The 25,949-nt window shown below is 74.4% G+C and carries 24 protein-coding genes; 11 read left to right on the top strand and 13 right to left on the bottom strand.

Annotation, left to right across the window (positions count from 1 at the left end):
* The 3 genes from B5Y66_RS01745 to B5Y66_RS01735 all read right to left on the bottom strand — a co-directional run bounded on the left by B5Y66_RS01745 (position 1) and on the right by B5Y66_RS01735 (position 3,810).
* On the bottom strand, positions 1-627 hold the full coding sequence (locus B5Y66_RS01745) for a ClpP family protease (protein WP_079570140.1): 627 nt from the start codon (positions 625-627) through the stop codon (positions 1-3).
* A gap of 90 nt (positions 628-717) precedes the next feature.
* Entirely contained in the window at positions 718-3,132 is a 2,415-nt protein-coding gene (locus B5Y66_RS01740; RefSeq protein ID WP_079570137.1) for a hypothetical protein, read from the bottom strand.
* 156 nt (positions 3,133-3,288) lie between these two features.
* Positions 3,289-3,810: a MarR family winged helix-turn-helix transcriptional regulator gene (locus tag B5Y66_RS01735; protein ID WP_079570134.1), complete on the bottom strand. Its 522-nt coding sequence runs from the start codon at positions 3,808-3,810 to the stop codon at positions 3,289-3,291.
* A 145-nt stretch (positions 3,811-3,955) separates the two neighbouring features.
* On the opposite strand from B5Y66_RS01735, the gene B5Y66_RS01730 reads away from it, so the two are divergent.
* Positions 3,956-5,188 carry an MFS transporter gene (locus B5Y66_RS01730; protein WP_245806861.1) on the top strand — a complete coding sequence of 411 codons (1,233 nt, stop codon included), beginning with the start codon at positions 3,956-3,958 and terminating at the stop codon, positions 5,186-5,188.
* A 219-nt stretch (positions 5,189-5,407) separates the two neighbouring features.
* On the top strand, positions 5,408-8,809 hold the full coding sequence (locus B5Y66_RS01725) for an efflux RND transporter permease subunit (protein ID WP_079570132.1): 3,402 nt from the start codon (positions 5,408-5,410) through the stop codon (positions 8,807-8,809).
* Positions 8,810-8,869: 60 nt separating this feature from the next.
* Here B5Y66_RS01725 and B5Y66_RS01720 read toward each other — a convergent pair whose 3' ends face one another.
* Positions 8,870-9,742 (bottom strand): ABC transporter permease subunit, encoded by an 873-nt coding sequence (locus B5Y66_RS01720; protein WP_079570129.1) that lies wholly within the window; start codon positions 9,740-9,742, stop codon positions 8,870-8,872.
* Positions 9,739-10,701, bottom strand: a complete 963-nt coding sequence (locus tag B5Y66_RS01715) for an ABC transporter ATP-binding protein (protein ID WP_079570127.1) — start codon at positions 10,699-10,701, stop codon at positions 9,739-9,741. The genes B5Y66_RS01720 and B5Y66_RS01715 overlap by 4 nt, the downstream gene beginning before the upstream one ends.
* A gap of 189 nt (positions 10,702-10,890) precedes the next feature.
* Here B5Y66_RS01715 and B5Y66_RS01710 point away from each other — a divergent pair, with 189 nt between their 5' ends.
* Complete coding sequence (locus B5Y66_RS01710) at positions 10,891-11,760, top strand: Bax inhibitor-1/YccA family protein (RefSeq protein ID WP_079570125.1); 870 nt, start codon at positions 10,891-10,893, stop codon at positions 11,758-11,760.
* Between the two features lie 31 nt (positions 11,761-11,791).
* Here B5Y66_RS01710 and B5Y66_RS01705 read toward each other — a convergent pair whose 3' ends face one another.
* From B5Y66_RS01705 to B5Y66_RS01695, 3 genes are read right to left on the bottom strand one after another with little or no spacing between them, the layout of a single operon-like run.
* Entirely contained in the window at positions 11,792-12,514 is a 723-nt protein-coding gene (locus B5Y66_RS01705) for a hypothetical protein (RefSeq protein ID WP_079570119.1), read from the bottom strand.
* Positions 12,511-13,128 (bottom strand): TetR/AcrR family transcriptional regulator, encoded by a 618-nt coding sequence (locus tag B5Y66_RS01700; RefSeq protein ID WP_079570117.1) that lies wholly within the window; start codon positions 13,126-13,128, stop codon positions 12,511-12,513. The genes B5Y66_RS01705 and B5Y66_RS01700 overlap by 4 nt, the downstream gene beginning before the upstream one ends.
* Positions 13,121-13,990 (bottom strand): alpha/beta fold hydrolase, encoded by an 870-nt coding sequence (locus B5Y66_RS01695; RefSeq protein ID WP_079570114.1) that lies wholly within the window; start codon positions 13,988-13,990, stop codon positions 13,121-13,123. The genes B5Y66_RS01700 and B5Y66_RS01695 overlap by 8 nt, the downstream gene beginning before the upstream one ends.
* A 154-nt stretch (positions 13,991-14,144) precedes the next feature.
* Here B5Y66_RS01695 and B5Y66_RS01690 point away from each other — a divergent pair, with 154 nt between their 5' ends.
* Complete coding sequence (locus tag B5Y66_RS01690; RefSeq protein WP_217700703.1) at positions 14,145-14,573, top strand: YciI family protein; 429 nt, start codon at positions 14,145-14,147, stop codon at positions 14,571-14,573.
* Complete coding sequence (locus tag B5Y66_RS01685; protein ID WP_079570111.1) at positions 14,570-15,883, top strand: RNA polymerase sigma factor; 1,314 nt, start codon at positions 14,570-14,572, stop codon at positions 15,881-15,883. Before B5Y66_RS01690 ends, B5Y66_RS01685 begins: the two co-directional genes overlap by 4 nt.
* A 37-nt stretch (positions 15,884-15,920) precedes the next feature.
* Here B5Y66_RS01685 and B5Y66_RS01680 read toward each other — a convergent pair whose 3' ends face one another.
* Complete coding sequence (locus B5Y66_RS01680) at positions 15,921-16,895, bottom strand: DMT family transporter (protein WP_079570108.1); 975 nt, start codon at positions 16,893-16,895, stop codon at positions 15,921-15,923.
* An 84-nt stretch (positions 16,896-16,979) separates the two neighbouring features.
* Here B5Y66_RS01680 and B5Y66_RS01675 point away from each other — a divergent pair, with 84 nt between their 5' ends.
* Both B5Y66_RS01675 and B5Y66_RS01670 read left to right on the top strand, forming a co-directional pair.
* Positions 16,980-17,885 (top strand): LysR family transcriptional regulator, encoded by a 906-nt coding sequence (locus B5Y66_RS01675; protein ID WP_079570107.1) that lies wholly within the window; start codon positions 16,980-16,982, stop codon positions 17,883-17,885.
* Between the two features lie 76 nt (positions 17,886-17,961).
* Entirely contained in the window at positions 17,962-18,363 is a 402-nt protein-coding gene (locus tag B5Y66_RS01670) for an FKBP-type peptidyl-prolyl cis-trans isomerase (RefSeq protein ID WP_079570106.1), read from the top strand.
* A gap of 68 nt (positions 18,364-18,431) precedes the next feature.
* On the opposite strand, the gene B5Y66_RS01665 is transcribed toward B5Y66_RS01670, so the two are convergent.
* The gene (locus B5Y66_RS01665) at positions 18,432-19,643 is read right to left on the bottom strand and encodes a class I SAM-dependent methyltransferase (RefSeq protein ID WP_079571648.1); all 1,212 of its coding nucleotides are present in this window, start codon (positions 19,641-19,643) and stop codon (positions 18,432-18,434) included.
* 134 nt (positions 19,644-19,777) lie between these two features.
* On the opposite strand from B5Y66_RS01665, the gene B5Y66_RS01660 reads away from it, so the two are divergent.
* Entirely contained in the window at positions 19,778-20,110 is a 333-nt protein-coding gene (locus tag B5Y66_RS01660; protein WP_079570105.1) for a SelT/SelW/SelH family protein, read from the top strand.
* Between the two features lie 40 nt (positions 20,111-20,150).
* On the opposite strand, the gene B5Y66_RS01655 is transcribed toward B5Y66_RS01660, so the two are convergent.
* The gene (locus tag B5Y66_RS01655) at positions 20,151-20,558 is read right to left on the bottom strand and encodes a DUF5997 family protein (RefSeq protein ID WP_079570104.1); all 408 of its coding nucleotides are present in this window, start codon (positions 20,556-20,558) and stop codon (positions 20,151-20,153) included.
* A gap of 54 nt (positions 20,559-20,612) precedes the next feature.
* Between B5Y66_RS01655 and B5Y66_RS01650 the strand changes: the two genes are divergently transcribed.
* Positions 20,613-21,536, top strand: coding sequence for a LysR substrate-binding domain-containing protein (locus tag B5Y66_RS01650; RefSeq protein WP_245806859.1), 924 nt, complete (start codon positions 20,613-20,615; stop codon positions 21,534-21,536).
* Positions 21,537-21,674: 138 nt separating this feature from the next.
* Positions 21,675-22,583: a dihydrolipoyllysine-residue succinyltransferase component of 2-oxoglutarate dehydrogenase complex gene (locus B5Y66_RS01645; RefSeq protein WP_139820669.1), complete on the top strand. Its 909-nt coding sequence runs from the start codon at positions 21,675-21,677 to the stop codon at positions 22,581-22,583.
* A 13-nt stretch (positions 22,584-22,596) separates the two neighbouring features.
* Here the strand turns inward: B5Y66_RS01645 and B5Y66_RS01640 are convergent, their stop codons facing one another.
* Positions 22,597-24,153, bottom strand: a complete 1,557-nt coding sequence (locus B5Y66_RS01640) for an ATP-dependent DNA ligase (RefSeq protein WP_079570101.1) — start codon at positions 24,151-24,153, stop codon at positions 22,597-22,599.
* A gap of 113 nt (positions 24,154-24,266) precedes the next feature.
* Between B5Y66_RS01640 and B5Y66_RS01635 the strand changes: the two genes are divergently transcribed.
* A complete protein-coding gene (locus B5Y66_RS01635; RefSeq protein ID WP_079570098.1) occupies positions 24,267-25,073 on the top strand; it encodes a metallophosphoesterase family protein in 807 nt (268 codons plus the stop codon).
* Here B5Y66_RS01635 and B5Y66_RS01630 read toward each other — a convergent pair.
* On the bottom strand, positions 25,058-25,915 hold the full coding sequence (locus B5Y66_RS01630; RefSeq protein WP_079570095.1) for an aldo/keto reductase: 858 nt from the start codon (positions 25,913-25,915) through the stop codon (positions 25,058-25,060). The genes B5Y66_RS01635 and B5Y66_RS01630 overlap by 16 nt on opposite strands.
* Between the last annotated feature and the right edge of the window lie 34 nt (positions 25,916-25,949).

Genomic DNA, 25,949 nt, shown 5'->3' with positions numbered 1-25,949 from the left:
TCACAGCCCCGCCTTCCGGCCGGCGGCCGTGGGCCGCACGTCCTCGACGGTCTCGACGATCCGGTCGACCATCCCGTACTCGACCGCCTCGGCGGCGGTGAACCAGCGGTCGCGGTCGCTGTCGGCGGCGATCTGCTCCACCGTGCGACCGGTGTGCTGGGCGATGAGCTCGTGCATGACGCGCTTGGTGTGCTCGAGGTTCTCGGCCTGGATGGCGATGTCGACCGCGGTGCCCCCGATGCCGGCGGACGGCTGGTGCATCATCACGCGGGTGTGCGGCAGGGCGTACCGCTTGCCCTTGGTGCCGGTGGCCAGCAGGAACTGGCCCATGCTGGCCGCGAAGCCGAACCCGACCGTCACGACGTCGTTCGGGATCAGCCGCATCGTGTCGTAGATGCCGAGCCCCGCGGTGACGGAGCCGCCGGGGGAGTTGATGTAGAGGGCGACGTCGGACCGCGGGTCCTCCGCCGACAGGAGCAGGAGCTGGGCGACGACGCGGTTGGCGACCGCGTCGTCGATCTCGGTGCCGATCACCACGATGCGCTGGTGCAGCAGCCGCGTGGTGAGCTGGTCGTCGAAGGCGGGCGGGCCGGTAGGTGTCGGTGTGCTCATGGCTGGTGTGCTCATGACCTCACCGTCCGCCGGCGGCAGCCGTCGCGGGAGGTCTCTCTGCCGCCAGCGCATCTGCTCAGGGCAGATCGCCGCCGCCCCGCGGGGTCAGGACCGCGGGAACCAGCGGCGTCGCACGCCCACCAGGGCGAGGCCCAGGAGCACGAGAGCGACCGCCGCCGGCAGGAGCCAGGCGTTGCCGATGCCGGTGTCGGCGAGCGCGCCGGGCAGCGGGGCCTGCTCGCTCCGCGGCGGGTCCGCCTGCGGCGGCTCGGGCCGCTGCTCCGCGCGCCCGGCGCCGTCGTCCTGGCCGGGGGAACCGCCCGTCCCGTCGTCGTCCCCGGCGCTCGGCGGGTCGGACGGCTCGGAGCTCTGGGGCGGGTCGGTCGGCCGGGGGGCCGGGGGATCGGTCGGGTCCGGGTCGGGCGGGTCTGTCGGGTCGGGACCGGGCTCGTCCTCCTGGGCGATGCCGCCGCCGAGCCAGGCCGTGCTCTCCGCGCCCTCGGCGAGCGTGCCGACCTCGCCCTGCGCCTCGACGGGCAGGCTGGCCGCCTCGGTCCGGGCGCTGCGCACCGTGCCGGGCAGCCGGGGGTGGTCCCGCTCGAAGGCCTCGGCGTCCACCGGGTCGCGCGGGGCGTCGGGGAACTCGACGCCGCCCGTGATCTCCAGCCAGTACTCCATGTCGCCGTGCTCGTACTCGTACCGGTACAGCGGCGTCTGCAGGCGCTCCAGGTACTGGTCGTAGACCTCCTGCGGGTCCCACGGGGTGCGCGCGGGCCAGGCGGAGACGTCGCTCGTGCCGATGACGTCGTGGAAGGCCCCGGGACGCTCGGCGTCGCGCTCCTTGATCCACTCCGACGCGACGCGGGCGGTGTACACACGGCGCAGGTCCGCGTACACGGGGTCGGTGTTCACCGCCTCCTCGAGGTACGGCGCGTAGGTGTCGACGATCCGCTGGTTGTTGCGCTCGACGACGTCCTCGGGGGCGCCGGCGCACACGTCCTCGCCCGGCATCTCCCAGTCCACCTCGACCGGCTCGATCTGGGCGCGCAACGGAGCGTCGAGGATGTACAGCTCGCCGTCGTCCTGGCGGACGGTCGCGGGCTTCGGGTCCACCCAGAACCGGTACCAGTCGTAACAGATGACGCCGTCCTCGGTGCGCTCCAGCGAGTCCCAGAAGGTCTTGCCGAGCTCCGTCTCCGGGTTCATGCCGTCGGCGATGGTGCGCTTGAACTCGAGGTCGGCCTGCAGCAGCACGCGGCCGGCGTCGGTGGTGGCGAACTGCTCGTCGATGACGGTCTCGGGGGTGTCGGGGTTGAGGTTGACCCAGAACTGGCTCGGGTCCAGCGCGAGCCAGGTGAACAGCGCGTCCGAGGACAGGTCGAGCGCGGCCTCGCCGCCGAAGCCGGGGTCCGCCTCGCCGTCGTCGGGCAGCTCGTCGGCGGAGAAGGCGTAGCCGTAGTCGTCGTTCCCGGGGTCGTCGGTGACGTACCTGAGCTCGAGCGAGCGCCAGTCGATCCCGCCCGGACGCCTCGCGCCGAAGCCGGGGCGGCGGCTGTCCTGCCCGAGGTCGTTGCGGATCCGCTGCCCCTCGCGGGCCTCGGCCGCGTTGCGCCCGGACCCGTTCGCGACCTGCTTGGCCGGGCCGGCTGTGGTGCGGCAGGCGAGCGTCGAGGGCCGGGCGGACGTCGCGCACCGCGGGTCCATCGCGGTGCTCCCGGGCGGGGACGAGGTCCTCGGCACGGCCGTCGAGCGCAGGTTCGAGTGCTCGATGCCGTACTGCTGCAGGAGGCGGACCTGGCCCGGCCGGGGCTCCTTGCTGAAGATGTAGACGACGCGCCAGCCCTTGGCCCGCAGCGCCTTGTCCGCACGCAGCTGCTCCAGCTTGAGCGGCGAGTCGCCCGACTTGAGCTCGTAGGCGATCTTGAGCTTGCGGTTCACCGAGTCGTACCGACGCTTCGAGTCGAGCCCCTGCTCCTCCCAGAGCTTGCTGTCCTCGCACATCCAGTCGGCCCCGCCGAGCTTGAGGCGCTTCGCGACGTTCCGGTGGTAGCCGTCGCCGCGGTAGTCGTTCGACACCGCGGGGATGTAGGTGTTGCGCCACCGGTCCCACGCGTAGTCGCCCTCGTAGACCTTCCAGCGGCGCAGCATGTGGTCCTCGGTGCCGGGCGTGTAGTCCTCGTAGCTGCCGGTGAGGGCGTCGAGCTCCGCCGTGGTCGGCTCCTGGCGGGGCCGGAGCTTCTCGGCCGGGTTGTCGTACTCGTAGTCGTCGATCGTCTCGGTATAGGCGTCGTCCAGGCCTCCGCCCGGCAGGTCGGCCAGGTCGGCGATGCCCTCGATGCCCTCGATGAGCTCGTCGCACCGGACGTTGAACTTCGGGGCGGACTCGCTCTCCGGTCCGGGGACGAGGACCAGCGAGACGGCGAGCGCGAGCACCGTGGCGACGGCGGAGGCGACCGCGCGCTGCACGCGTCGTCGCCGTCGCTCGTGGGGGCTCGGGTCCGCGGTGGCCTGGGTGCTCACGCCGATCTCCTCTGATCCGGTTCGCAAGACGCTGCGGGTCGCTGGCGCACGGCGTCGCCGCGGGCACCGACCATGACGCTAACCAGGAGCGGCGGGGACCGCGACCGGGACAACCGTTGCCTCGAAGAATCGTTCTGCGGGGGTGGCGCACCCGGGTCAGGCCGGGGGAGTGTCCCGCTTGTAGGCGTCGAGGTCGGCGTTGAGGCGTTCGACGAGGTCGGCGAGCTGGGTGCGGTCCTCGGGCGCCCAGCCGGCAAGCACGGTCGTGTACGTGGTGGCACGACGGCGGCGCTGCGCGCGCAGGGCGTCCCGGCCGCTGGCGGTGGCGGTGACGACGACGGCGCGGCCGTCGTGCGGGTCGCGGGAGCGCCGCACGTGGCCCGCGCGCTCGAGGGCCACGACCTGGCGGGTCACGGTGGAGGCGTCGATCCCGAGCCGGTCGGCGAGGGCCTGCACGCGCTGGGGCCCGTCGTCGCGCAGGGCGTGCAGCAGCAGGTATCCGGAGCGGTCGAGGTCGTGGCCCCCTGTCCGGACGGTGGTCGCCGCGGTGGTGCGCTCGGCGCGGCGCAGCAGCTGGGCGAGGCCGAGCTCGACGCGGGCGATCACCTCCGGGGTCGCGTCGCCCGCGCCCTGGTCGGGGCGCTCGTCCTCCACATTGTTTCCCGGGGAAGCGGTCATAGGTGTATCCTACAAGGAAATTGCCTGCATGATGCAGGCATCTCGCCGCCCGGAGCGGCGCGGGCCGGCGACGACGACGGCGCGGCAACCAGCAGACCGCAGCAAGACGAGCCCGCGGCACCCGTGGGGCAGGAGTGAGGAGTCCGTGGCAGGCACACGCAACGAACCGAACAAGACCGCGATCTACGCCACCGCGCTGACGGCGTTCTTCGCGATCGCCGGCATCGCGGTCGTCGACCCGATCCTCCCGATCATCGGCGAGGAGATCGGCGCCACCACGTGGCAGATCGAGCTGCTCTTCACGGCGTACATCGCGGTGATGGCCGTCGGCATGATCCCCGCCGTGCTGGCCACCGGGAAGTTCGGCTACAAGAAGATCCTCGGCGCTGGCGTCACGCTCGTCGCGATCGCCGCGATCCTCGCCGCGCTGAGCACGTCGATCGGCCAGCTCGCCGCCCTGCGCGGCCTGTGGGGCCTCGGCAACGCCATGTTCTTCGCCACCGCGATGGTGCTGCTCGTCTCGCTCGCCAACGACCGCGAGTGGGTGGTCGGCATCTTCGAGACCTGCGTCGGCCTCGGGTTCGCCGTCGGCCCCCTCATCGGCGGCCTGCTCGGCAGCATCAGCTGGCGCGTGCCGTTCTTCGCGTGCGGCCTGTTCATGATCGTGGCCCTGGCCGTGTCCGTCACCAAGCTCAAGGACCCCGCCGAGAAGCCGGCGCCGCTGCACGTGGGCCAGGTCTTCGGCCTGTTCCGCAAGCCCGCGTTCCTCGCCCTCGCCGTCGTGACCGCCACGTACAACTTCGTGTTCTTCATCATCCTCGGCTACACGCCGATCTTCCTCGGGCTCGACGTCGTCCCCCTCGGCCTGGTGTTCACCGCGTGGGGCCTCGGCCTCGCGTTCGGCATCCTCGTCGTCGGCCACAAGCTGGCCCACACGATCGGCGCCGTGCAGACCCTCGGCATCGCCGTCGCCGGCGTGCTCGTCACGACGCTGCTGCTCGCCCTCGGCCTCCCGACGGCCGCGTCGATCGTCGTGCTCGTCGTCGCGGGCGTGTTCATGGGGATCGCCAACGCGATCCTCACCGACCTGTCGCTGGCCCTCGGGGACCCCGACCGACGCGTCACGACCGGCGCCTTCAACCTCGTGCGCTGGGGCTTCGCCGCCCCGGCTCCCGTGATCGCGGGTCTGCTGCACCCGGTCGGCGCGTCCGCCCCGTACTGGGTCGGCGTCGGGGTGCTGGCCGTGGGCGTCGTCGTCTTCCTGCTCACCGCGCACCAGATGGCCGGGCAGCTCGGCGAGCGCGTCCTGTGGTCGCGGTGGAACCGCGCCGCACGCACCGTCGAGGGCACGCCCGAGGAGGCCATGTCCGAGCTGTGACGGTTCCGCCCCGGACGTCGGACCGGGGCAGGGGCGACGACGGGCGCCGGGCGGACCACCGCCCGGCGCCCGTCCGCCTCGTGCGACCCGCACGACCGTCGGCGGACGTCAGACCTTCGGACGATGTGCCGGGGAACTCGGGACGCGTATCGTCCGTTCAGCCCAAGCGTCACGACAGCGGAGTCGTGCCTCCCATGCCGACCGCCCTCTGGAGTGAGCGTGTTCCGACTTGCCCGCCTGTCCCTGGCGAACCGCGCCGTCGTCGCCCTGGCGACGATCGCGATCTTCGTCTTCGGGGTGATGAGCCTGGGCTCCCTCAAGCAGGAGCTCATCCCGTCCCTCGAGCTCCCTGCGGGCGCGGTCGTCGCGACCTACCCGGGTGCGTCGCCGGAGGTGGTGGAGCAGCGCGTCACCGAACCGCTCGAGGCCGCCGCCCAGTCGGTCGAGGGCGTCGAGTCGATCGGCTCGTCGGCGTCCACCGGCAGCTCGGTCACGACCGTGCAGTTCGAGTACGGCACCGACATGGACGCGGCCACTCAGCGGCTGCAGACCGCCGTCACGCGCGTCCAGTCCCAGCTCCCCGAGGACGTCGAGCCGCAGGTCGTCACCGGCTCGCTCGACGACCTGCCCGTCATCCAGCTCGCGGCCGCCGGCAGCCAGGGTTCGGGCGAGGACGTGGACGCCGCGGCGCTCGCGGACACGGTCGACACCGTCGTCGTGCCGGCGCTCGAGGACCTCGACGGCGTCCGCTCGGTCGCCGTGACCGGCGGCGAGACCGACCAGGTGCTGGTCGACGTCAAGACGAAGAAGCTCGCCGAGGCGGGCCTGACGACGCAGGACGTCGCCGACGTGCTGAAGGACAACGGCGTCGTGCTGCCCGCCGGCACCATCACCGACGACGACGTCACCTACTCCGTGCAGGCCGGCTCCAGCATCGACAGCGTCAAGGAGCTCAAGGCGCTCCCGCTCGTGCCGGACCCGGCCACCGGCGCCGGCGCGACGACGGGCGCGGGCGACGCCACCGGGGGCACCACCGGCGAGGTCGGCGACGGCACGGGCGCTCCGCCCGCGGCCGACGGCTCCGCGCAGGGCTCCGTGCCCGGCGCCACCGACCCTTCCGCCGCGCAGACACCGGCCGCCCCCGAGCCCGTGACGCTCTCCGACGTGGCGACCGTGGAGGTCGTGCCGGTGGAGGCCACCTCCCAGTCCCGGCTCGACGGCGAGTCCTCGCTGGGCGTCGCCATCACCAAGACCCCGGACGGCAACACCGTCGACGTCTCCCACGCCGTCCAGGACGCCATGGACGACCTGCGGCCCCAGCTCGAGGCCGCCGGGGTCACCACCGCCGTCGTGTTCGACCAGGCGCCGTTCATCGAGGAGTCGATCGAGGGCCTCGCCACCGAGGGCGGGCTCGGCCTCGTCTTCGCGGTGATCATCATCCTCGTCTTCCTGATGTCCGTGCGCTCCACGCTCGTGTCGGCCGTGTCGATCCCGCTGTCGCTCGCCGTGACCTTCGTGGTCATGAACGCCACCGGCTACACGCTGAACATCCTCACGCTGGGCGCCCTGACCATCTCGATCGGCCGCGTCGTCGACGACGCCATCGTGGTCATCGAGAACATCAAGAGACACCTGTCGTACGGGGAGGACAAGAAGGCGGCGATCCTCACCGCCGTGCGCGAGGTGGGCGGCGCGATCACCGCGTCCACCATCAGCACGGTCGCCGTCTTCCTCCCGATCGCGCTGGTCGGCGGCATGGTGGGCGAGCTGTTCCGGCCCTTCGCGATGACCGTGGCGATCGCGATGCTCGCGTCGCTGGTCGTCGCCCTGACGATCGTGCCCGTGCTCGCGTACTGGTTCGTCAAGTCGCCGTCCGTGGCCACCGACCCGGCCGAGGCGGAGCGGGTCCGCGAGGCCGCCGAGGCCAAGGAACGCCGCGGCCTGTGGCAGCGTGCGTACGTGCCGAGCCTCGGCGCCGCCCTGCGGCACCCGTGGGTGACGCTCGTCGTCGCGGTCGCCGTGCTGGGCGGCACCCTCGCGCTGGTGCCGCGCCTGGAGACCAACTTCATCGGCGACTCCGGCCAGGACACCGTCACCGTGACGCAGTCGTTCGAGACCGGCGCGTCCTTCGAGGCGCAGGACGCCGCGGCCGCCGAGGTCGAGGACGCCCTGGCCGGCGTGGACGCCGTCGAGAGCGTGCAGACCACGGTCGGCTCGGGCGACGCCGCGATGGCCGCGTTCATGGGCGGGGGCTCCGCCCCGCAGGCGACCTTCGCCATCACCCTCGACCCCGACGCCGACGGCGTCGAGGCGCAGGACGAGATCCGCGACGCCGTCGAGCCGCTGGCCGACAGCGGGGTGACCACCGAGGTCAGCGTCTCGGGCGGGGACTCCGGCTTCGGCTCGACCACCGTGGACCTCGTCGTGCAGGCGAACGACAGCGACGACCTCGAGACCGCCGCCCAGCGGGTCACCGACGCGGTGTCCGACCTGGATGGCGTGGCCGAGGTGACCAACGACCTCGCCGCCGCGCAGCAGGTGGTGCAGGTGTCCGTCGACCGCGAGAAGGCGGCCGAGGCGGGGCTGTCCGAGACCCAGGTCTCCGGGATCGTCGCCGCCGCGATGGAGCCCGAGCAGACCGTGGGCGAGGTCGACCTGGGCGACGGGCCCACCGACGTCGTGGTGCGGACCGGTGACGCGCCGGCCACGCAGGGCGCGATCGAGGACCTCGAGGTCCCCACCGCGGCGGGCATGGTGCCGCTCACCGATGTCGCGACCGTCGAGAAGGTCGACGTGCCCACGTCGATCTCCCGCACGGACGGCGAGCGGTCCGCGACCGTGTCGGTGACGCCCGAGACCCAGGACGTCGGCACGCTCAGCGCCGACATCACCGCCGCGACCGACGACCTCGACCTGCCGGCCGGGGCGACCGTGGAGGTCGGTGGCGTCGCCGCCGACCAGGCGGACGCCTTCGCCGACCTCGGCCTGGCGCTGGTGGCCGCGATCGCCATCGTCTACCTGGTGATGGTCGCGACCTTCGGGTCGCTGGTGCAGCCGCTGATCCTGCTGGTCTCGGTGCCGTTCTCCGCCACGGGCGCGCTGCTGGCGCTGCTCGCCACGGACACCCCGCTGGGCGTCCCGGCGCTCATCGGTGTGCTGATGCTGGTGGGCATCGTGGTGTCGAACGCGATCGTGCTCATCGACCTCATCAACCAGTACCGGGACCCGTCGAGGGAACACCCCCGGGCGCTGGAGGAGGCCGTGCGCGAGGGCGCCCGCAAGCGGTTGCGGCCCATCGTCATGACCGCGCTGGCGACGATCTTCGCGCTGACGCCGATGGCGATCGGCCTCACCGGCGGCGGGTCGTTCATCAGCCAGCCGCTGGCGCTCGTGGTCATCGGCGGCCTCATCTCCTCGACGCTGCTCACGCTGTTCGTGGTGCCCGTGCTCTACGAGCTCATCGAGCGCCGCAAGGAGCGCCGCCGCACGAAGCGCGACTCCCGCGTGGTGCGCCGGGCGGAGAAGGCGGAGCGGGCTGCGGCCCGCGCCGCGGAGAGGGCGGAGCAGGCCGAGGAGGCCGCCGCGGTCGCCCGCCGCGAGGCGGGTACCGACCCCGCCTGACGGGGACCGCCGGCCGTACCCGTCGGCCGAGCCTGCTCGGCCGGCGGCGTGCCGGCCGGGTCAGGCGTCGCGGCGCTTGAGCGTCACGGCCGCGACGACGAGCAGCACCACGGTGTACCCGGCGAGGACGCCGTAGCCGACCCACGGGTCGAGCAGCACGTCGGTCGCGGCGCCGCGCGAGATGACGCGCTCGCCGGCCACGCTGGGCAGCAGCTTGTTGACCCAGTCGGTCCACGCGGCGTCGGTGGCCTGGACGACGATGCTGAAGATCAGCGGCACCACGAAGAAGATCGCGACGATCGTGAAGATCGCGCCCGCGCTGTGCCGCATCAGGGTTCCCACGGCCAGGGCGAACGCGGCCACGGTGGCGAGGTAGAGCACGCAGCCGACCAGCGCGCGCACCTGCTCCGGGTCGGAGAGGTCCACGCTCAGCCCGGCGTCCTCGAGCAAGGGGGCGGTGGCGACGTAGGCGATCGCGAGCGCGACGGCCACCACCACCGCGGTGGTGAGCACGATGACGACCAGCTTGGCCCACAGCACGGGCAGCCGGCGCGGCACGGCCGCGAACGTGGAGCGGACGGTGCCGGTGGAGTACTCGCTGGTGACGATCAGCGTGGCCAGCACGCCCACGGCGAGGGCCCCGAACGAGTAGCCGAACGTGACGATCGTCGTGCCGGTGAGGCCGATCGCCTGCAGCCCCGGGTCCTGGGACATGCCCTCGGACATCTCGGGGGTGTCGGCCGCCACCTGCATGATCGCGGCCATCATGAGCGCCAGGCCCACCATGACGACGGCGGTGATCACCACGGTCCACACGGTCGAGCGCAGGGTGCGGAACTTGATCCACTCGCCGCGCAGCACCCGCGTGAACGTCACCCGCTGCACGGCCGTCGTGCTGCGGGCGGCCTCGGCGGTCGTGGTCGGCGCGGTCATCGGTGGCTCCCTTCCGGGGTGTCGGGACGGGCGGCGCCCGCCAGGGCGTCGGCGGGTCTCTCGGTCTGGTACTCGACGGCGTCGGCCGTCAGCTCGAGATAGGCCTCCTCGAGGGTGGAGGCCACCGGGGTGAGCTCGTGCAGGACGACGCCGCCCACGGCGGCGAGCTCGCCCACCCGCGCCGCGTCGACGCCGGTGACCTCGAGGGCGCCGTCGTCGCCCGGCGCGACGGCGCCGCCCTCCCGCCGCAGCGCCTCCGCCAGGGCGGCGGCCTGCGGGGAGCGCACGCGCACGAGTCGCCGCGAGGCGCCGTCCACCAGCTGCTGCACGGGCATGTCCGCCAGGATGCGGCCGCGTCCGATGACGATGACGTGGTCGGCCGTGAGCGCCACCTCGCTCATGAGATGGCTGGACAGGAACACGGTGCGGCCCTCGCCCGCCACGTAGCGGGCGAGGTTCCGCACCCACAGCACCCCCTCGGGGTCCAGGCCGTTGACGGGCTCGTCGAGGATGAGGGTGCGCGGGTCGCCCAGCAGCGCGACGGCGATGCCGAGGCGCTGCCCCATGCCGAGCGAGAAGCCGCCCACGCGCTTGCGCGCGACGGCGGCCAGGCCGGTGAGCTCGACGACCTCGTCCACGCGCGAGGGCGCGATCCCGTGCGTGGCGGCCAGCGCCAGCAGGTGCTGGCGCGCCGTGCGGCCCGGGTGCGCGGCCTTCGCCTCCAGCAGCGCCCCCACCTCGGCCAGCGGGCGGGTGTGCTGCGCGTACGGGCGCCCGTTCACGGTGACCCGCCCGGCCGTGGGCCGGTCGAGGCCCATGATCATGCGCATCGTCGTGGACTTCCCGGCGCCGTTGGGGCCGAGGAAGCCCGTCACGGTGCCGGGGCGCACGGTGAACGTCACGTCGTCGACCGCCAGCTTCGGGCCGTACCTCTTGGTCAGTCCGTGCGCCTCGATCATGATGCCCCTTGTCCCCCGGAGCGGCTCCGGGAACTCTGCTGACCATGCTCGCTCGAAGAGAGGGAGGTCGCGCGGGAACGTCTGCGTACGTCCGCGCGTTCACTAGCATGGATCGCACGGCCAGCGACCCGGCACTGCGCGCGCGACGACCCGTCGTCGGCACCCGGCAGCCGCGACCAGGAGGAGTTCATGAGCAACCCCGTCTTCTCGAACAGCGACGTCTTCGGCGAGCCCCGCCGCACCGCCGCACGCCGTGGGGCCCGGACCGGTAGCACCGCGACGGCGCAGCCGCAGTACGGGCAGGTCGCCTACGGCGCCGGATCCGCGGGCACCACCGGCGCGCAGGCCGCGGACGCCGCGAGCCTCGACGCCATGTACCAGGCGCCGTCGGCCACCACGGCCGACACGAAGCGCCTCACCTACGACGACGTCGTCATCAAGACGGGCGGCCTGCTCGCGCTGCTCGTCGTGGTGGCGGCGGCGACCTGGACGATGGCGCCGGGCATCTGGCCGATCGGCATGGTCGTCGGCCTCGTGCTGGGCCTGGTGAACGCGTTCAAGCGCAACCCGAGTCCCGTGCTGATCATGCTGTACACGGTGGCGCAGGGTGTCTTCCTCGGTGGCATCTCCGCGTACTACGAGTCGTTCTACGACGGCGTGGTCGGCCAGGCGGTGCTCGCCACGATCTGCACCTTCGGCGCGGCGCTGCTGCTGTTCCGCTCCGGCAAGGTCCGTGTGACCCCGAAGTTCACCCGTTGGCTCCTCATCGCCATGGTGGGCTACCTGGTCTTCTCCCTCGTGAACGTCGTCCTGATCTGGACGAACGTGCTCGACGGCTGGGGCATGCGCGGCGGCACGCTCGGCATCGTCATCGGCCTGTTCGCGGTGGGCCTCGCGGCTGCCTCGCTGATCGTCGACTTCGACTCGATCAAGCGCGGCGTCGAGCAGGGTGTCCCGGCCAAGTTCGCCTGGTCGGCGGCGTTCGGCCTGCTCGTCACCCTGATCTGGCTGTACCTGGAGTTCCTGCGCCTGCTGGCGATCTTCCAGAGCGGCGACTGACGCTCCGGCACGCACCACGGCCGACGGCCGGTCACCCCGCGGGGTGGCCGGCCGTCGTCGTGTCCGTGCTCGTGGGCCGGGAGACGGCCCAGGCCAGCAGCCCGAGGCCGAGGGCGACGAGCACGCCGTGCCCGACCCGCACCGCGGGGGCGCCGAAGAACTGCGGCAGGTAGAGCACCAGCCCGGCGGCGAGGGGGATCCCGACCCACGGCGGACGGAGCCCGCCGCGCCAGGTCGCGACGACCGCGAGGACCCCGGCCGCCGCCACGAGGGCGAGGCCCAGGCCGAAGACCGTCATCGCGGCGGGCTGCTCCCGCAGCACGTCGACCTCGGCGAGCAGCGTGGGGTCGCCGGTGCGCAGCGCGGCCTGGGCGATGGTGCGGATGCCGAAGATCTCGGCGCCGAAGTACAGGGCGCACAGCCCGGCACCCGCCCAGGCGGTGACGACCGCGGCGGTCGCGGCCCCCGTCCGCGCGGCGCGGCCGCGCAGCACCGCGCGCAGCCCGAGAAACGTGGGGGCCAGCAGGCCGAGCCCCGCGATCCCGCAGAGGTGGGCGAGCACCCAGCGGTCCGAGGCGAAAGCCTGGGCGAGCGCGAGGGCCGGGACGGACTCGTCGGGCCACGGCCGGAGCGCCGGGAACAGCAGCAGGAGCACGCCGGCCGCGGAGGCGCCGGCCACGGTCCAGGCCGTGGTGCTCCGGGTGGGGGCGGGCGCCGCCGGACGCGCGGCGGGGGCGGGCGTCGCGCGGGTCACGGCTGCTCCTGAGGGTCGGGCGACGACGGCGCGTCGGCGAGGGCGGTGACGCCGGTGACCAGCATGTCGACCAGGGCGTCGAAGCTGCGGTCCAGGTCCTCCGGCAGCCGGAACCCGCCGCCGAGCTCGAGGACCACGAAGCCGTGCACACCGGCGCGCACCACCCGTACCGCGTCGATCGTGCGGTCGTCCGGGAGGTCGAAGCCGTGCAGCACCGCCCCGACCAGCGCGACGACGCGTGCCGCGGCGGTGCGGTGCTCGGCGTCCTCGGCGGCCTCCGGGTCGGGCGCGAGCTGGACGGCGGCGTACCGGCCGGGGTGCGCGGAGGCGTAGGCCCGCCACGCGTGGGCGAGGGCGCGCAGGGCGTCAGGGCCGGCGCGGCCGACGGTCGCCGCGGCGCTCGCCGTCGTCAGCTCCTCCAGGGCGACCAGCGCGACGTGCCGGCGCAGCGCCGCCAGCGAGCCGACGTGCTTGTACAGGCTCGGGGTGGCCACCCCGGCGGACGCTGCCACCTTGGCGAGCGTGAGGTCGGCGAGACCGGTGGGCCCGCCCGCGTCCACCTGTTCCAGGGCGATGCGGACCACCGCGTCCCGCGACAGCCCGGCCCTAGGCACGGGCGCCCCCCTCGTCGACGCCGTCGTGCCCCGCGGCGGGCAGGCCGGCGAGGAAGTCGAGGACGGCCGGGGTGACGGCCTCTGGCGCCTGGTGCTGCGGGTAGTGGCCGACGCCGGGGACGAGGAGCTCCCGGCCGCCGAGCGCGTCGCGCATCCGGGCGAGCTCCGCGCCCGCGTCCTTGTAGTCGGGGTCGAGCTCGCCGACGACGACCAGCGAGGGTGCCTGCACCCGGCCGACGAGCGGCTCGATCACGGAGTGGTCGAGCGCGACGGCGAGGTCGCGGAACGAGCGCAGGTGCGCCCGGTCCGTCATGCTGCGGCGGATCTGCGCGACGTGCTCGGCGTGCCGGGAGGACTTGCGCCCCTTGGCGAACATCGAGGTGTAGAGCGAGGCCCACGCCGCCGCGCCCCAGGGTCCGGTGAACAGGGCGCGGTACAGCAGGCGGTTGAGGCGCAGCTGGCCGGGGGTGGCGAGCTCGCGCAGGTGCGGGGCGAGCAGCACCAGCCCGCGGACCAGGTCGGGCCGCTCGGCGGCGGCCCACACTGCGGCCGACCCGCCCATGGAGCTGCCGACCAGGACGGCGGGCCCGGCGTCGAGGTGCTCGACCAGCGCGACGAGGTCGGTGCCGGTGGCGACGTCGCCGTGGGTGGTGAACGTCGTGTCGGAGTCGCCGTGGCCGCGCAGGTCCGCGACGACGACCCGGTGGCCGGCGGCCACGAGCGCGGGGACGACGTCGTCGTAGGTGGAGCGCAGGTCGCCCATGCCGGGGACCGCGACGACGAGCGGGCCGCGGCCCGCGTCGGTGTAGGCGAGCCGCCCCTCGGGGCGGGAGAGGAACCGGGTCTGCACGGTCGTGGTCATGTCCATAGCCAACAAGCTAATACTGTTAGCCAACGGTGGCAAGAGGTTCCTCGAAAAAACTTCGGAGCCGATGTCGATCCCGCGGTTTCCCGTTCGACCTGGGGATGAGAAGGTCGCCACGAGGGTGACCGCGATCACGACAAGGAGCAGGACGATGGCCAAGTACATGCTGATCATGCGGGGGACCGACGAGGGCCAGGCCGCCTACGAGGAGATGGACTTCACCGAGGTCATCGCCGCGATGGGCCGCTACAACGAGTCGATGATGAACGCCGGCGTGCTGGCCGCGGGCGAGGGGCTGTCCGACGCGTCCGAGGGCGCGGTCGTCGACTTCAGCACCGACACGCCCGTCGTCACCGACGGGCCCTACGGGGAGACCAAGGAGCTGTTCAACGGCTTCTGGATCGTCGACGTGGCCTCCAAGGAGGAGGCGATCGAGTGGGCCAAGCGCGCTCCGCTGAGCGGCGCCGGCACCAAGCTCGAGGTGCGCCGGGTCAACGGCCCCGAGGACTTCCCGCAGGACGACGAGTGGATCCAGAAGGAGCAGGGGTGGCGCGAGGAGCAGGCCCAGCGGGCCCAGTGACCGCGGTCGTGCCGCACGACGAGGGCCGCGCCGACGACGGCGCGGCCTCTCGTCGCGTCGTCGAGGCGGTCTGGCGCATCGAGTCCAGCCGCATCGTCGGCGCGCTCGCCCGGTACACGAACGACTTCGCGCTCGCGGAGGACGTCGCGTCGGAGGCGCTCGCGGAGGCACTGGTCGCCTGGCCGCGCGACGGGGTCCCGCGCGACCCCGTGGCGTGGCTGCTCGCGACGGGGCGCCGTCGCGCGATCGACGCGTTCCGGCGGAGGTCCGGCCGGGACGACCGGTACGCGGCGCTGGCCCGGGACCTCGGCGAGGGGGGCGCCGTCACCGGCGGGCCGGGAACGGTCGCCGAGGCGGGCGACGACCTGCTGTGGGACCCGGACAAGATCGAGGACGACCGGCTCGCGCTGCTGTTCGTGGCATGCCACCCGGTGCTGTCCAAGGAGGCGCGGGTCGCGCTCACGCTGCGCGTGGTGGCCGGGCTCGGCAGCGAGGAGATCGCCCGCGCGTTCCTCGTGCCCGTGCCCACTGTGCAGGCGCGCATCACCCGCGCGAAGAAGACGCTGACGGCCGCGCGGGTGCCGTTCGAGGTGCCGGCCGCCGAGGACCGCGCGGAGCGGCTCGGCTCCGTGCTGAACGTCGTGTACCTCATCTTCTCGGAGGGCTCCACGGCGTCGGGCGGCGACGACTGGATGCGTCCGGACCTGGCCTACGAGGCCGTCCGGCTCGCCCGGGTGCTCACCCGGCTCTCCCCGGACCCCGAGACCTTCGGGCTGCTCGCCCTGCTGGAGCTCACCGCGGCCCGGTTCCCCGCACGCACCGGCCCGGACGGCGAGCCGGTGCTCCTGGAGCACCAGGACCGGCGCCGGTGGGACCGGTCGGCGATCCGGCGCGGTCGTGACGCGCTCGCCCGGGCGGTCGCCGTCGGCCGGGGCCTCGGGCCGTACGGGCTGCAGGCCGCCATCGCCGAGCAGCACGACGTCGCGGCGTCGGTGGCCGAGACGGACTGGGACCGGATCGTGGTGCTGTACGAGGCGCTGGGCCGCGTGGCGCCGTCGCCCGTCGTCGAGCTCAACCGCGCCGTCGCGGTGGCGATGGCGTCCGGGCCGGCCGCGGGGCTCGGGCTCGTGGACGACCTCGTCGCCCGCGAGGTGCTGTCCGGGTCCTACCTGCTGCCGTCGGTGCGCGGCGAGCTGCTCGCGCGGCTCGGGCGGCGCGACGAGGCGCGGGGCGAGCTGGAGCTCGCCGCCCGCCTGTGCGGCAACGCCCGTGAGCGCGGGGTGCTGGAGGCGAAGGCCGCCGCCCTCTGAGCGGCGACCCGTCAGAACCCCAGGTGTCGTCGTCCCGTCACCTGGCTCTGGCGGCGCGACGGGGAAGGGTCGCGACGGCGACGCCGGCCAGGGCCAGCACGCCGCCCACCAGGACGACGGGCACCGGGACCTCGTCGAGGAGCACCCACGACATGAGCACCACCAGCGGCGGCACGGAGTAGGTCGACGCGGCCGCCCGGCCGGCGCTGACGCGCTTGAGCACGTACGCCCAGGTGCTGAACGCGATGGCCGTCGGGAAGATCCCGAGATAGACGACGCCGAGCAGGGACGACGCCGGCGCGGCCCCGGCCTGCGTCACGAGCGCGGGCAGGAACGGCAGCGCGGCCACGGTGCCGGCCAGACAGCCCAGCCAGGTCATGGTGAGGGCGTCCGCGTGGGGCAGGAGGCGCTTCTGCAGCGTCGCGGCGCCGGCGTACAGCACGGCGGTGGCGAGGCCGAGGAGCACGCCGACGGCGTCGAACCGGCCGGTCGTGGTGGCCACCGCGATCACGACGATCCCGGTGAACGCGATCGCGATCCCCACCAGGAGCCGCCGGGGGAAGCCCTCGCCCAGCAGGAACCCGGCGAGCACGGCCACCAGCATCGGCGCGATGTTGACGAGCAGGGCCGTGGTGCCGGCGTCGAGGTGCTGCTCGGCGGCGTTGAGCGTGAGGTTGTAGGCGCCGAACCACGCGACGCCCCACGCGAGCACGAGGACGAGCACCCGGCCTCGCGGGAGCCGGACGGGCGTGCGCCGGCGGGCGTGCACGACCAGCACCATCACGGTCAGCGCGACGCTCCCCACGGCGACGCGGCCGAGGGTGAGCGCGCCGGCGTCGAGGTCGTGCCCGACGGCGCGGACCCCGACGAACGCCGACGCCCAGAGCACGGCGGTGACGGCCATCGCGAGCAGGGTGAGGGCACCGCGTGTCGCCGGTGCATCGGCGGAGGTCGCCGTCGGCGCCCCGGGCGGGATCGCGGTGGGGGCGTCGGGGCGGGCGGGCGTCGTCATGGGCATGATCCTGCCCGCCGCCGACCCGAAAGCACCAGTTCAGATATCTACCGAATTCTTCAGTGCGGCTGTAGCGTCGTGCGCATGCTCGACGTCCACCGCCTCCGCGTCTTCCGGTCCGTCGTCGCCAGCGGCTCGGTCGCCGCCGCGGCGACCAATCTCGGCTACACGCCGTCCGCCGTGAGCCAGCACGTGTCGGCCCTGCAGCGCGAGACAGGGTTGCAGCTGCTCGCCCGGCACGGCCGCGGGGTGCGCCCCACGGCGGCGGGCAAGGCCCTCGCCGTGCAGGCGGACGGCCTCCTCGCGCGCCTGGGGGAGGTGGAGACGTTCGTCGCCGACCTGCGCTCCGGCCGCTCCGGCAGCCTGTCCGTCGCCTACTTCGCGTCCGTCGGCGCGGCCTGGCTCCCGTCGGTGGTGAGCGCGCTGACCGCCGCGTTCCCGGGCGTGCGCCTCGACCTCGAGCTGACCGAGGAGATCTCGACCGACCCGTCCCGGCGCGCGGACCTGCAGCTCACCGTCGCGCAGCCCGACTTCGTGCCCGCCGCCGGCACCACTGCCCATCACCTGCGCGACGACCCGTACGTCGCCGTCCTGCCCGAGTCCCACCCGCTGGCCGACCGCGGCGAGATCGAGCTCGTCGAGCTCGTCGGGGAGCGCTGGATCGACAACGACTTCGCCCGCGGCTGGTGCCGGCGCAACCTGCTGGAGGCGTGCCGCGCGGCGGGATTCGCGCCCGCGTTCGCCGTCGAGGCGCACGACTACCCGACGGCCGTCGCCTTCGTCGCGGCGGGCATCGGCATCACCGTGCTGCCCGCCCTGGGCGCCGTGCGGCCCACCCCCGGCACGGTCGCGGTGCCGGTGCAGCGGCCGGTCCCCGTGCGGTCCATCTACGCGCTGGTCCAGGACGCCGTCGCCGAGACCCCGCCGGTCCGGACGGCGCTCGCCGCGCTGCGGGCCGTCGCCGGGGAACCGGTGCGCACCTCCGCGTAGGCTGGACGGCGCATCGCCGCCCGGGCTGTCGCCCGGCGGTCCTTCTGGATGACGACGACGAAGACGAGGTACCTCTGTGACCACGCTCCCCACCGCCACCGGCGGCTTCGGCGACAAGCCCGCGATCACGTTCCCGGAGGGCGACGCCCCCGCCGGCCTGCAGGTGCAGGTGCTCGAGGAGGGCACGGGCCCGGTGGTCGACGCCGGCCGCACCATCGTCGTCAACTACCTCGGCCAGACCTGGGCCGGCGGCGTGTTCGACAACTCCTACGACCGCGGCCAGACCATCGACTTCCCGATCGGCGTGGGCGCGGTCATCGGCGGCTGGGACAAGGGCCTGGTCGGCCGCAACGTCGGTGACCGCGTGCTGCTGTCCATCCCGTCCGAGCACGGCTACGGCCAGCGCGGTGTGCCGCAGGCCGGCATCCCCGGCGGCGCGACCCTCGTCTTCGTCGTGGACGTCGTCGACGTCCGCTGACACCGGGTGCGCTGACACCGACGGCGAGGTAGTCCGGTCCGCAGGATCGAGCTACCTCGCCGTTCGTGTCAGCGGCGGCGGGACCGGGTGACCGTGAACTTCGGGTTCTGCATGATGTGCACGGTGGGCCCGACGGCCCGGGTGAGCGCCTGCCGGTAGTGCAGCGCCGTGTTGAACACGCACCACAGCTCGCCGCCCTGGCGCAGCGCGCGCCCCGCCGCGACGAACATCCGGTGCGCGGCGTCCGTGCGCACGGCGGCGCGGTCGTGGAACGGCGGGTTGAGCAGGATCAGGTCGAGGCTCGCGGGCTCCAGGCCCTCGCCGGCGTCACCCCGCACGACGACGACACGCCGGCCGGCGCCGTTGGCCTCGGCCGTGGCCCGCGTCGACGCCACGGCGGCGGCCGACCGGTCCGTCCCGACCACCCGGGCCTCCGGGTAGCGCAGCGCGAGGACGGTGGCGAGCAGCCCGGTGCCGCTGCCGAGGTCCAGCGCGTCGTGCACGCGGTCCGCGGTGGGCCACTTGTCCGCCGTCGTGAGCAGGAACCGGGTGCCGAGGTCCAGCGCGGGGCCGGCGAACGTGCCGCCGTGCGCGGCGACGGTGACGCTCTCCGGCGGTGCCCCGCCCGCGGGGGTCGCGGCGGCCAGGAGCTCGTCGTCCCGCAGGACGGCGCGCGCGGGGAAGGACGCGGCGGCCTCGCGCGCCTCCGGCCGGACGCCGGTCGCCACGAGCACCCGGGACTTCTGGCGCGCGAGGCTGGCGCGGACGTCGGTGAACGACGCGGCCAGCACCTCGTTCATCGAGCGCGTCATGTGCTTGACGCGGCCGCCGGCCAGGACGGTGACGTCGTCCGCGGCTTCCCGGGCGATCGCCTCCGCGATCTCGGTGAGCTCGGCGAGCGACGACGGGAGCTGCAGCAGCACGAGGCGGGCGCCGTCGAACAGCCCGGGCTCGAGGTGGTCGAAGCCCTTGACGTCGACCTCGTCCCGGTCGCCCCGGACGGCGGCCATGAGCGGCTCGCCCAGGTGGTGCCGGAGCGCGGCCTCGGCGGTGACGGCGTCGGTGGACGTGCGGACCTCGCCGGGGCCGAGCGTCAGCGCCCCGAGAGCGAGCGCGCCGAACCGGTCGCCGACGATCACGACGTCGCCCGGGCCCGCCGTGGTGAGGAGGGGGGCGGCCTCGTCGAGCAGCAGCCGGTCGGTGGCGTCGACGGCGACCGGGCCGTCCGGGCGGGAGCCGTCCTCGGGCCAAGGGGTCAGCTCGGCCAGGACCGCCGCCAGTCGTGCGGCGGGGTCGGCGGGAGGCGTGGGATCGGGCGTGGCGTCGGGCTCAGAGGAGTGGTGCACCCGACCAGTGTCCCTGACCCGGGTCACGATCACCCGCCCGGGTCGGGCCCGCGACCTACCCTGGCGCCATGAGCGAAGCCGAAGCCGCGCCCGAGTCGTCCGCGCGGGTGTCGATCACCTACTGCACACAGTGCCGCTGGCTGATGCGTGCGGCATGGGTGGCGCAGGAGCTCCTGCAGACGTTCCGCACCCGGCTCGGCGAGGTGGCCCTGGTGCCGGGCACGGGCGGCGTCTTCCGGGTGGAGCTGGACCCGGGCGACGGCCGACCCGCGGTGCTGCTGTGGGACCGCGCCGTCGAGGGCGGGTTCCCGGAGATCCCGCCGCTCAAGCGCGCGGTCCGCGACGCGGTCGCGCCGGACCTCGCGCTCGGTCACACGGACCGGGCCGCCGCGCGCGACTGAGCGATCGCACGTGACGCGCGTCTCGCGTGACGCGAGCGGCTCAGCGGGAGCGCCGCGACTGGCGTGCGGCCTGCTCCGTCGCCTTGACCTTGACGCGGTCCTCCTCCTCGCGCACCTTGGCGGCGGTCTCCCGCTCGGTGGCCAGCCACGCGGGCGGGTCGTCGCGCAGCTCGTTGATCTGCTCGGTGGTGAGCGGGTCGGTGATGCCGCCGCGCGCGAGGCCGGCGATGGAGATGCCGAGGCGGCCGGCGACCACAGGACGCGGGTGCGGGCCGTTGCGGCGCAGGTCGGCGAGCCATTCCGGCGGGTTGGACTCGAGCTCCTCGAGCTCGGCGCGCGTCACGCCGTGCTCCTGGAACTCGGGCGGGGTGGCGGGCAGGTACACCCCGAGCTTCTTCGCCGCGTTCGTCGGCTTGAGGACCTGCTGGGAGAAGGGGGTTCCGGCCATGGGTACCAGGGTAGTCGCGGCGGGCGGCGCGGCACGCCCACGTAGCCTGGTGCCGTGACCGACCAGCCGGGCGATGCCCTCGACGACGCCGCGGACGACGCCTTCGACGGCGCCCCCGACGAGACCCCCGAGGACGGCGTGCGCCCCGACGACGACCGCCCGGCCTTCCGGCTCGGCTACGTGCCGGGCGCGACGCCGGGCCGGTGGGCGCGCACGTGGCGTGACAGGCTCCCGGACGTCCGCCTCGAGCTGGTGCAGACGGAGGTCGCCGACGCGCCCGCCGCGCTGGCCGGGCGGCGCGTCGACGCCGCGCTCCTGCGCCTGCCGGTGGACGGCGACGTGCTGCACGCCATCCCCCTGTACACGGAGCTGCCGGTCGTCGCCGTCTCGCGCGACCACCTGCTCGCGGCGACCACGGAGGAGGAGGTCGTCACGGCGGACGACCTGGCGGACGACGTCGTGTGGCTGCCGGCGGACGACGTGCTCTACCCGGCGGGCGAGGCCGTGCCCGGCCGGGCGCCCGAGGCGTACGACGACGGCGCGGGCGGCGTCGTCGAGCCGGAGCGGCCGGCGACGGCGGCGGACGCGATCGCGCTGGTGGCCACGGGGGTCGGCGTGACCGTCGTGCCGATGTCGCTCGCACGGCTGCACCACCGCAAGGACGTCACCTACCGGGTGCTCGACGGCGGGCCCAAGGCGCCCGTGGGCCTCGCGTGGCTGGTCGAAGGGCTGCCGGACGACGTGCACGAGCAGGTGGAGGAGATGATCGGCATCGTGCGCGGCCGCACCGTCAACAGCTCGCGCGGGCGTGCCGGGCGCGAGCGCGCCGAGACGGAGGAGGCGCCGCGCGGCGCCGCGGACGCACGCCGTGCCGCGGGGCGGCGGGACGGCGGCCGGGGCGTGGGCAGGACGCCCCGCCCACGTGGCGGTGGGAAGCCGGGGCGCGGACGCCCCCGCGGGGGGCGCGGCCGCCACTGACGCGACGTCGGCGGCGCGGGCGACTCGTCCGAAATTTCACCCTTCCCCGGGAAGGTCCGTCTCGTTAGCATTCGGGCGCGGCCGGAGGGCCGCGCCTTTGTATGTCGCGGTCGATCCCGCCTGCCCTTTGGAGTGCTCGTGCGCCCACCCACCGTCCTCGGAGCGTCGCTCCTGCTCGCCGCCGGACTCACGGCCGGCCTCGCTGCCGGCCCTGCCGTCGCGCTGCCCGCCGGCCACGGAGACTGGAGCGGGACGGGCGACTCGCGCACCGGCGGTTCCTGGGACGGCGGCTCGGCCACTGCGGACGGCGAGCGCTACTCGTGGCCCGAGGACACGCGCACCTGGGACGACAACGTCTGCCCGGACATGGACGAGCCGAAGACGGACGTCGACGGCGAGAAGCAGACGATCACCCTGCACGCGCCCGAGGGCGAGCTCATCTCCGCGTACTGCGTGAAGGCCGGGTCGGCCAAGCGGGGCGAGGGACCCAAGATCGTCGAGCTCGACGTGCCCGTCGCGGAGATCACGATCGCGTACCCGACCGGCGGCAAGTGCCGGGCGATCAGCCACTACGCCGTCGAGTACGTCGACGCCCCGGCGCCGTCACCGACGCCCGAGACGGCGACCACGCCTCCGACCGAGCCCTTGGAGCCCGCGGAGCAGACGACCCCGCCGGCGGACGACGGGAACACGCCCGCCGAGGAGTCGCCGACGCCGACCCCGCAGGCCGCCACGGAGGCGCCGCCCGCGGAGCCGTCCCCGACCGCCTCGGAGACCGCCCCCGCCGCCGTCGCCGAGCAGGGGCCGTCCGACGACGTCCCGGCGGGTGGCGCCGGTGGCGCCGACGACGCGGAGGCCGTCGAGACGCGCGCGCAGACCGGCACGGTCAGCACCGGCCGGGTGAGCGCCGACGTCGAGGCAGCGGCCGCCTCGCAGTCGCTCCCGGTCACAGGTGCACAGGTGCTCGGCCTCGTCATGGCCGCCGTCGCGCTGGTGGGCGCGGGCGTGGGCGCCCTGATCTGGACGCGCCAGCGACGCGCGAGCTGACGAGCCCGACGAGTCAGCCGGCCGCCGGGCCGGGGGCCGCCGCCAGGGCGCGCACGGTGTCGACCGTGTCCGCCTCGGCGGCGGTCTTGTCGTCGCGGTAGCGCACCACGCGCGCGAAGCGCAGCGCCATCCCACCGGGGTAGCGGGTGGAGCGCTGCACGCCGTCGAAAGCGATCTCCACCACCTGCTCGGGGCGCACCGTCACGACGTACGACGAGCCGTCGGCGGGCGACGTCGCGAGCTCGGTGAAGCGTTCCGTCTGCCAGGCGAGCATCTGGTCGGTCATGCCCTTGAACGTCTTGCCCAGCATGACGAAGCCGCCGGTGCCGGGGTCGCGGGCGCCGAGGTGGATGTTGGACAGCCGGCCCTGGCGGCGCCCGGAGCCCCACTCGACGGCGAGCACCACGAGGTCGAGGGTGTGCCGCGGCTTGACCTTCACCCAGCCGGCGCCGCGACGCCCGGCGGCGTAGGGCGCGTCCAGGGCCTTGAGCACCAGGCCTTCCTGCCCGCCGGCGACGGTGTCGGCGAAGAACCGCTCGACCTCGGCGACGTCCGAGGAGACCAGGCGGGGCACCACCACCTCGGGCGGCAGCACCCGGTCGAGCACCTCGAGGCGCTCGGCCGCGGGCGCGTCGACGAGGTCGGTGCCGTCGTGATGCAGCACGTCGAAGAACCGCACGCTGAGCGGCACGGTGGCGCTGCCCGCCTCCGCGTCGTGGCTGCCGGTGCGGGCCGCGGTCTCCTGGAAGGGGCGCGGGCGGCCGGCGTCGTCGAGGGCGATGGCCTCGCCGTCGAGCACCACGGTCCGCACGTCCAGCGCCCGGGCCACGGCGACCACCTCGGGCAGCCGCTCGGTGACGTCGTCGAGCGAGCGCGTGAAGACCACGACGTCGTCGCCGCGGCGGTGCACCTGCACCCGGATGCCGTCGAGCTTGGTGTCGGCGGCGACGGCCGCACCCTCGAAGCGCTCCAGCGCGGCGGCGACGTCGGGCGCGGACGCCGCCAGCATGGGCCGCACCGGGCGGCCGGGCTCGAGGTGGAAGCTCTCCAGGGCCGGCGCACCGCCGTCGAGCGCCGCCCGCGCGATCGGTCCGGTCAGGGCGCTGAACATCGCGGCGCGCCGCACGACCGGCAGCGGCACGTCGGCCGCGGCGGCGATCGCGTCGAGCAGCAGGGAGTCCAGCGCGCCCTGGCGCAGCTCGCCCAGCACGAGGCGCCGCACGAAGTCCTGCTCGTCGGCGGTGGCGCGCGCGAACAGCTCGTCGACGGCCGCCCGCCGGGCAGCTTGTGAGCCCGTGCCCGCGAGGCGCTCGAGGCGGCCGAGGGCGTCGTCGACGTCCGCCGGGCTCAGGCTCGCCACGTCGGCGGGCGGCGGGAGGCTGCCGAGGGTCCTCCAGCCCAGGCCGGTGCGGCGCTGGCGCGGACGCCCCGACAGGAAGGCCGCGGCGACCTCGACCTCGTCGCCCGGCTCTGCGGCGCGCAGGGCGTCCGCGAGCAGCTCCCGCTTGCGCAGCCGCGAACGCGTCGCGGCGACGGCGGCGTGCGTGGTGACCAGCTCGGCGAGCAGCACCCGACGATCGTCGCACCCGCCCCCGACGCTGTCGCGGTGCAGTCGTGCGCACGACCGTGCTGCGGGGAGCGGAACCGCGTGCGTCCCGGTCGCCCGCCTGGGAACGTGACGGCATGGATGTACGGAGGGGTGAGCTGGGCACCGTCGCGGTGCTCTCGGACGTGCACGGCGTGCTGCCCGTGCTCGGGGCGGTGCTGGACGAGCCGGACGTGCGCGCGGCGGACGCCGTCGTCGTGACGGGCGACCATGCCGCGGGACCGCAGCCCGTGGCCGTGCTCGACCGCCTGCGGGCGCTGGACGACCGGGCAGTGCTGGTGCGCGGCAACGCTGACCGCGAGCTCGTGTCGCACGCGCGCGACGGGTCCGGCCCGGTGCCCGACCCGATCACCCCGTGGGCGGCGGCGCAGCTGCGCCCGGAGGACGTGGAGCTCCTCGCCGGCCTGCCCCATCCCGTCGAGCTGCGCGTGCGCGGGTTCGGCCGCGTGCTGGCGTGCCACGGGACGCCGCGCGACGACGAGGAGGTGGTGCTCGTCGACTCCTCGCTCGAGCGGTGGGCCGACGTGCTGGGCGGGCTCGACGACGACGTCACGACCGTGCTGTGCGGGCACACGCACATGCCGTTCGTGCGGCTGGTGGACCGGCGCCTTCTCGTGAACCCGGGCAGCGTCGGGATGCCGTACGGCCGCCCGGGCGGGGCGTGGGCGCTGCTGCGCGACGGACAGGTCGAGCTGCGGCACACCACCGTCGACGTCGACGCCGCGGTGGCGGCCGTGGCGGCCGGCTCGACGTACCCCGACGCGCGGTCGTGGGCGGAGGAGTACCTGCGGTCGTCGGCCAGCGACGCCGACGCGTTGCGCGTCTTCGGCCCGCGGGACGGGCGGTCGGCCCGCCCCGCGGGGGAGCGTCAGAGCTCCTCGTAGACCGCCGGGTCCTGGTCGGCGGTGCGGCCGTCGGGGCGGCCGAGGCCGGTGATGCGGGCCATCTCGTCGTCGGTGAGCGCGAAGGAGAACAGGTCGAGGTTGTCGACCTGCCGCTCGGGGCTGGACGCCTTGGGGATCGGCACCACGCCGAGCTGCACGTGCCAGCGCAGGATGGTGCGGGCGGGGGAGACGCCGTGCGCGGCGGCCACCTCGGCGATCACCGGGTCGGTCAGCATCGCGTTGGCCCGGCCGATCGGGCTCCATGCCTCGGTGACGATGCCGCGCTCGGCGTCGGCGGCGCGCTGCTCGGCCTGCGGGAAGTACGGGTGCAGCTCGACCTGGTTCACGGCCGGCGTCACGCCGGTGGCCTCGATGACGGCGTCGAGGTGCTCGGGCAGGAAGTTGGAGACGCCGACGTGCCGGATCAGGCCGCGCTCGCGGCAGTCGACCAGCGCCTGGTACGCCTCGACGTACTTCCCGATCCGCGGGTTCGGCCAGTGGATGAGGTACAGGTCCAGGTGGTCGAGGCCGCTGCGGTACACCGACTCCTCGACAGTCGCGACGGCGTCGTCGTACGCCTGGCGGCGGCCCGGCAGCTTCGACGTGACCAGCAGCTCCTCGCGCGGCACGGACGACGCGCGGACGGCGCGGCCGACGGTGCCCTCGTTCTCGTAGCTGAAGGCGGAGTCGATGAGCCGGTAGCCGGCGTCGATCGCCCGCGCGATCGCGTCGGCCCCCTCCGAGCCCTTGAGCTTGTAGGTGCCGAAGCCGACGGCGGGGATCGCGGTGCCGTCGGCGGCGGCGTGGGTGGGGGCGGCGGGGGTGGCGTTCTGGTCGCTCATGCCTCCCATTCCACACCCGGGGCCCCGCGGGTCG

The sequence above is a fragment of the Krasilnikoviella flava genome, from assembly GCF_900167525.1.
GTDB classification, from domain to species: domain Bacteria; phylum Actinomycetota; class Actinomycetes; order Actinomycetales; family Cellulomonadaceae; genus Isoptericola; species Isoptericola flavus.
This window is presented reverse-complemented; position numbering and strand designations above follow the sequence as displayed.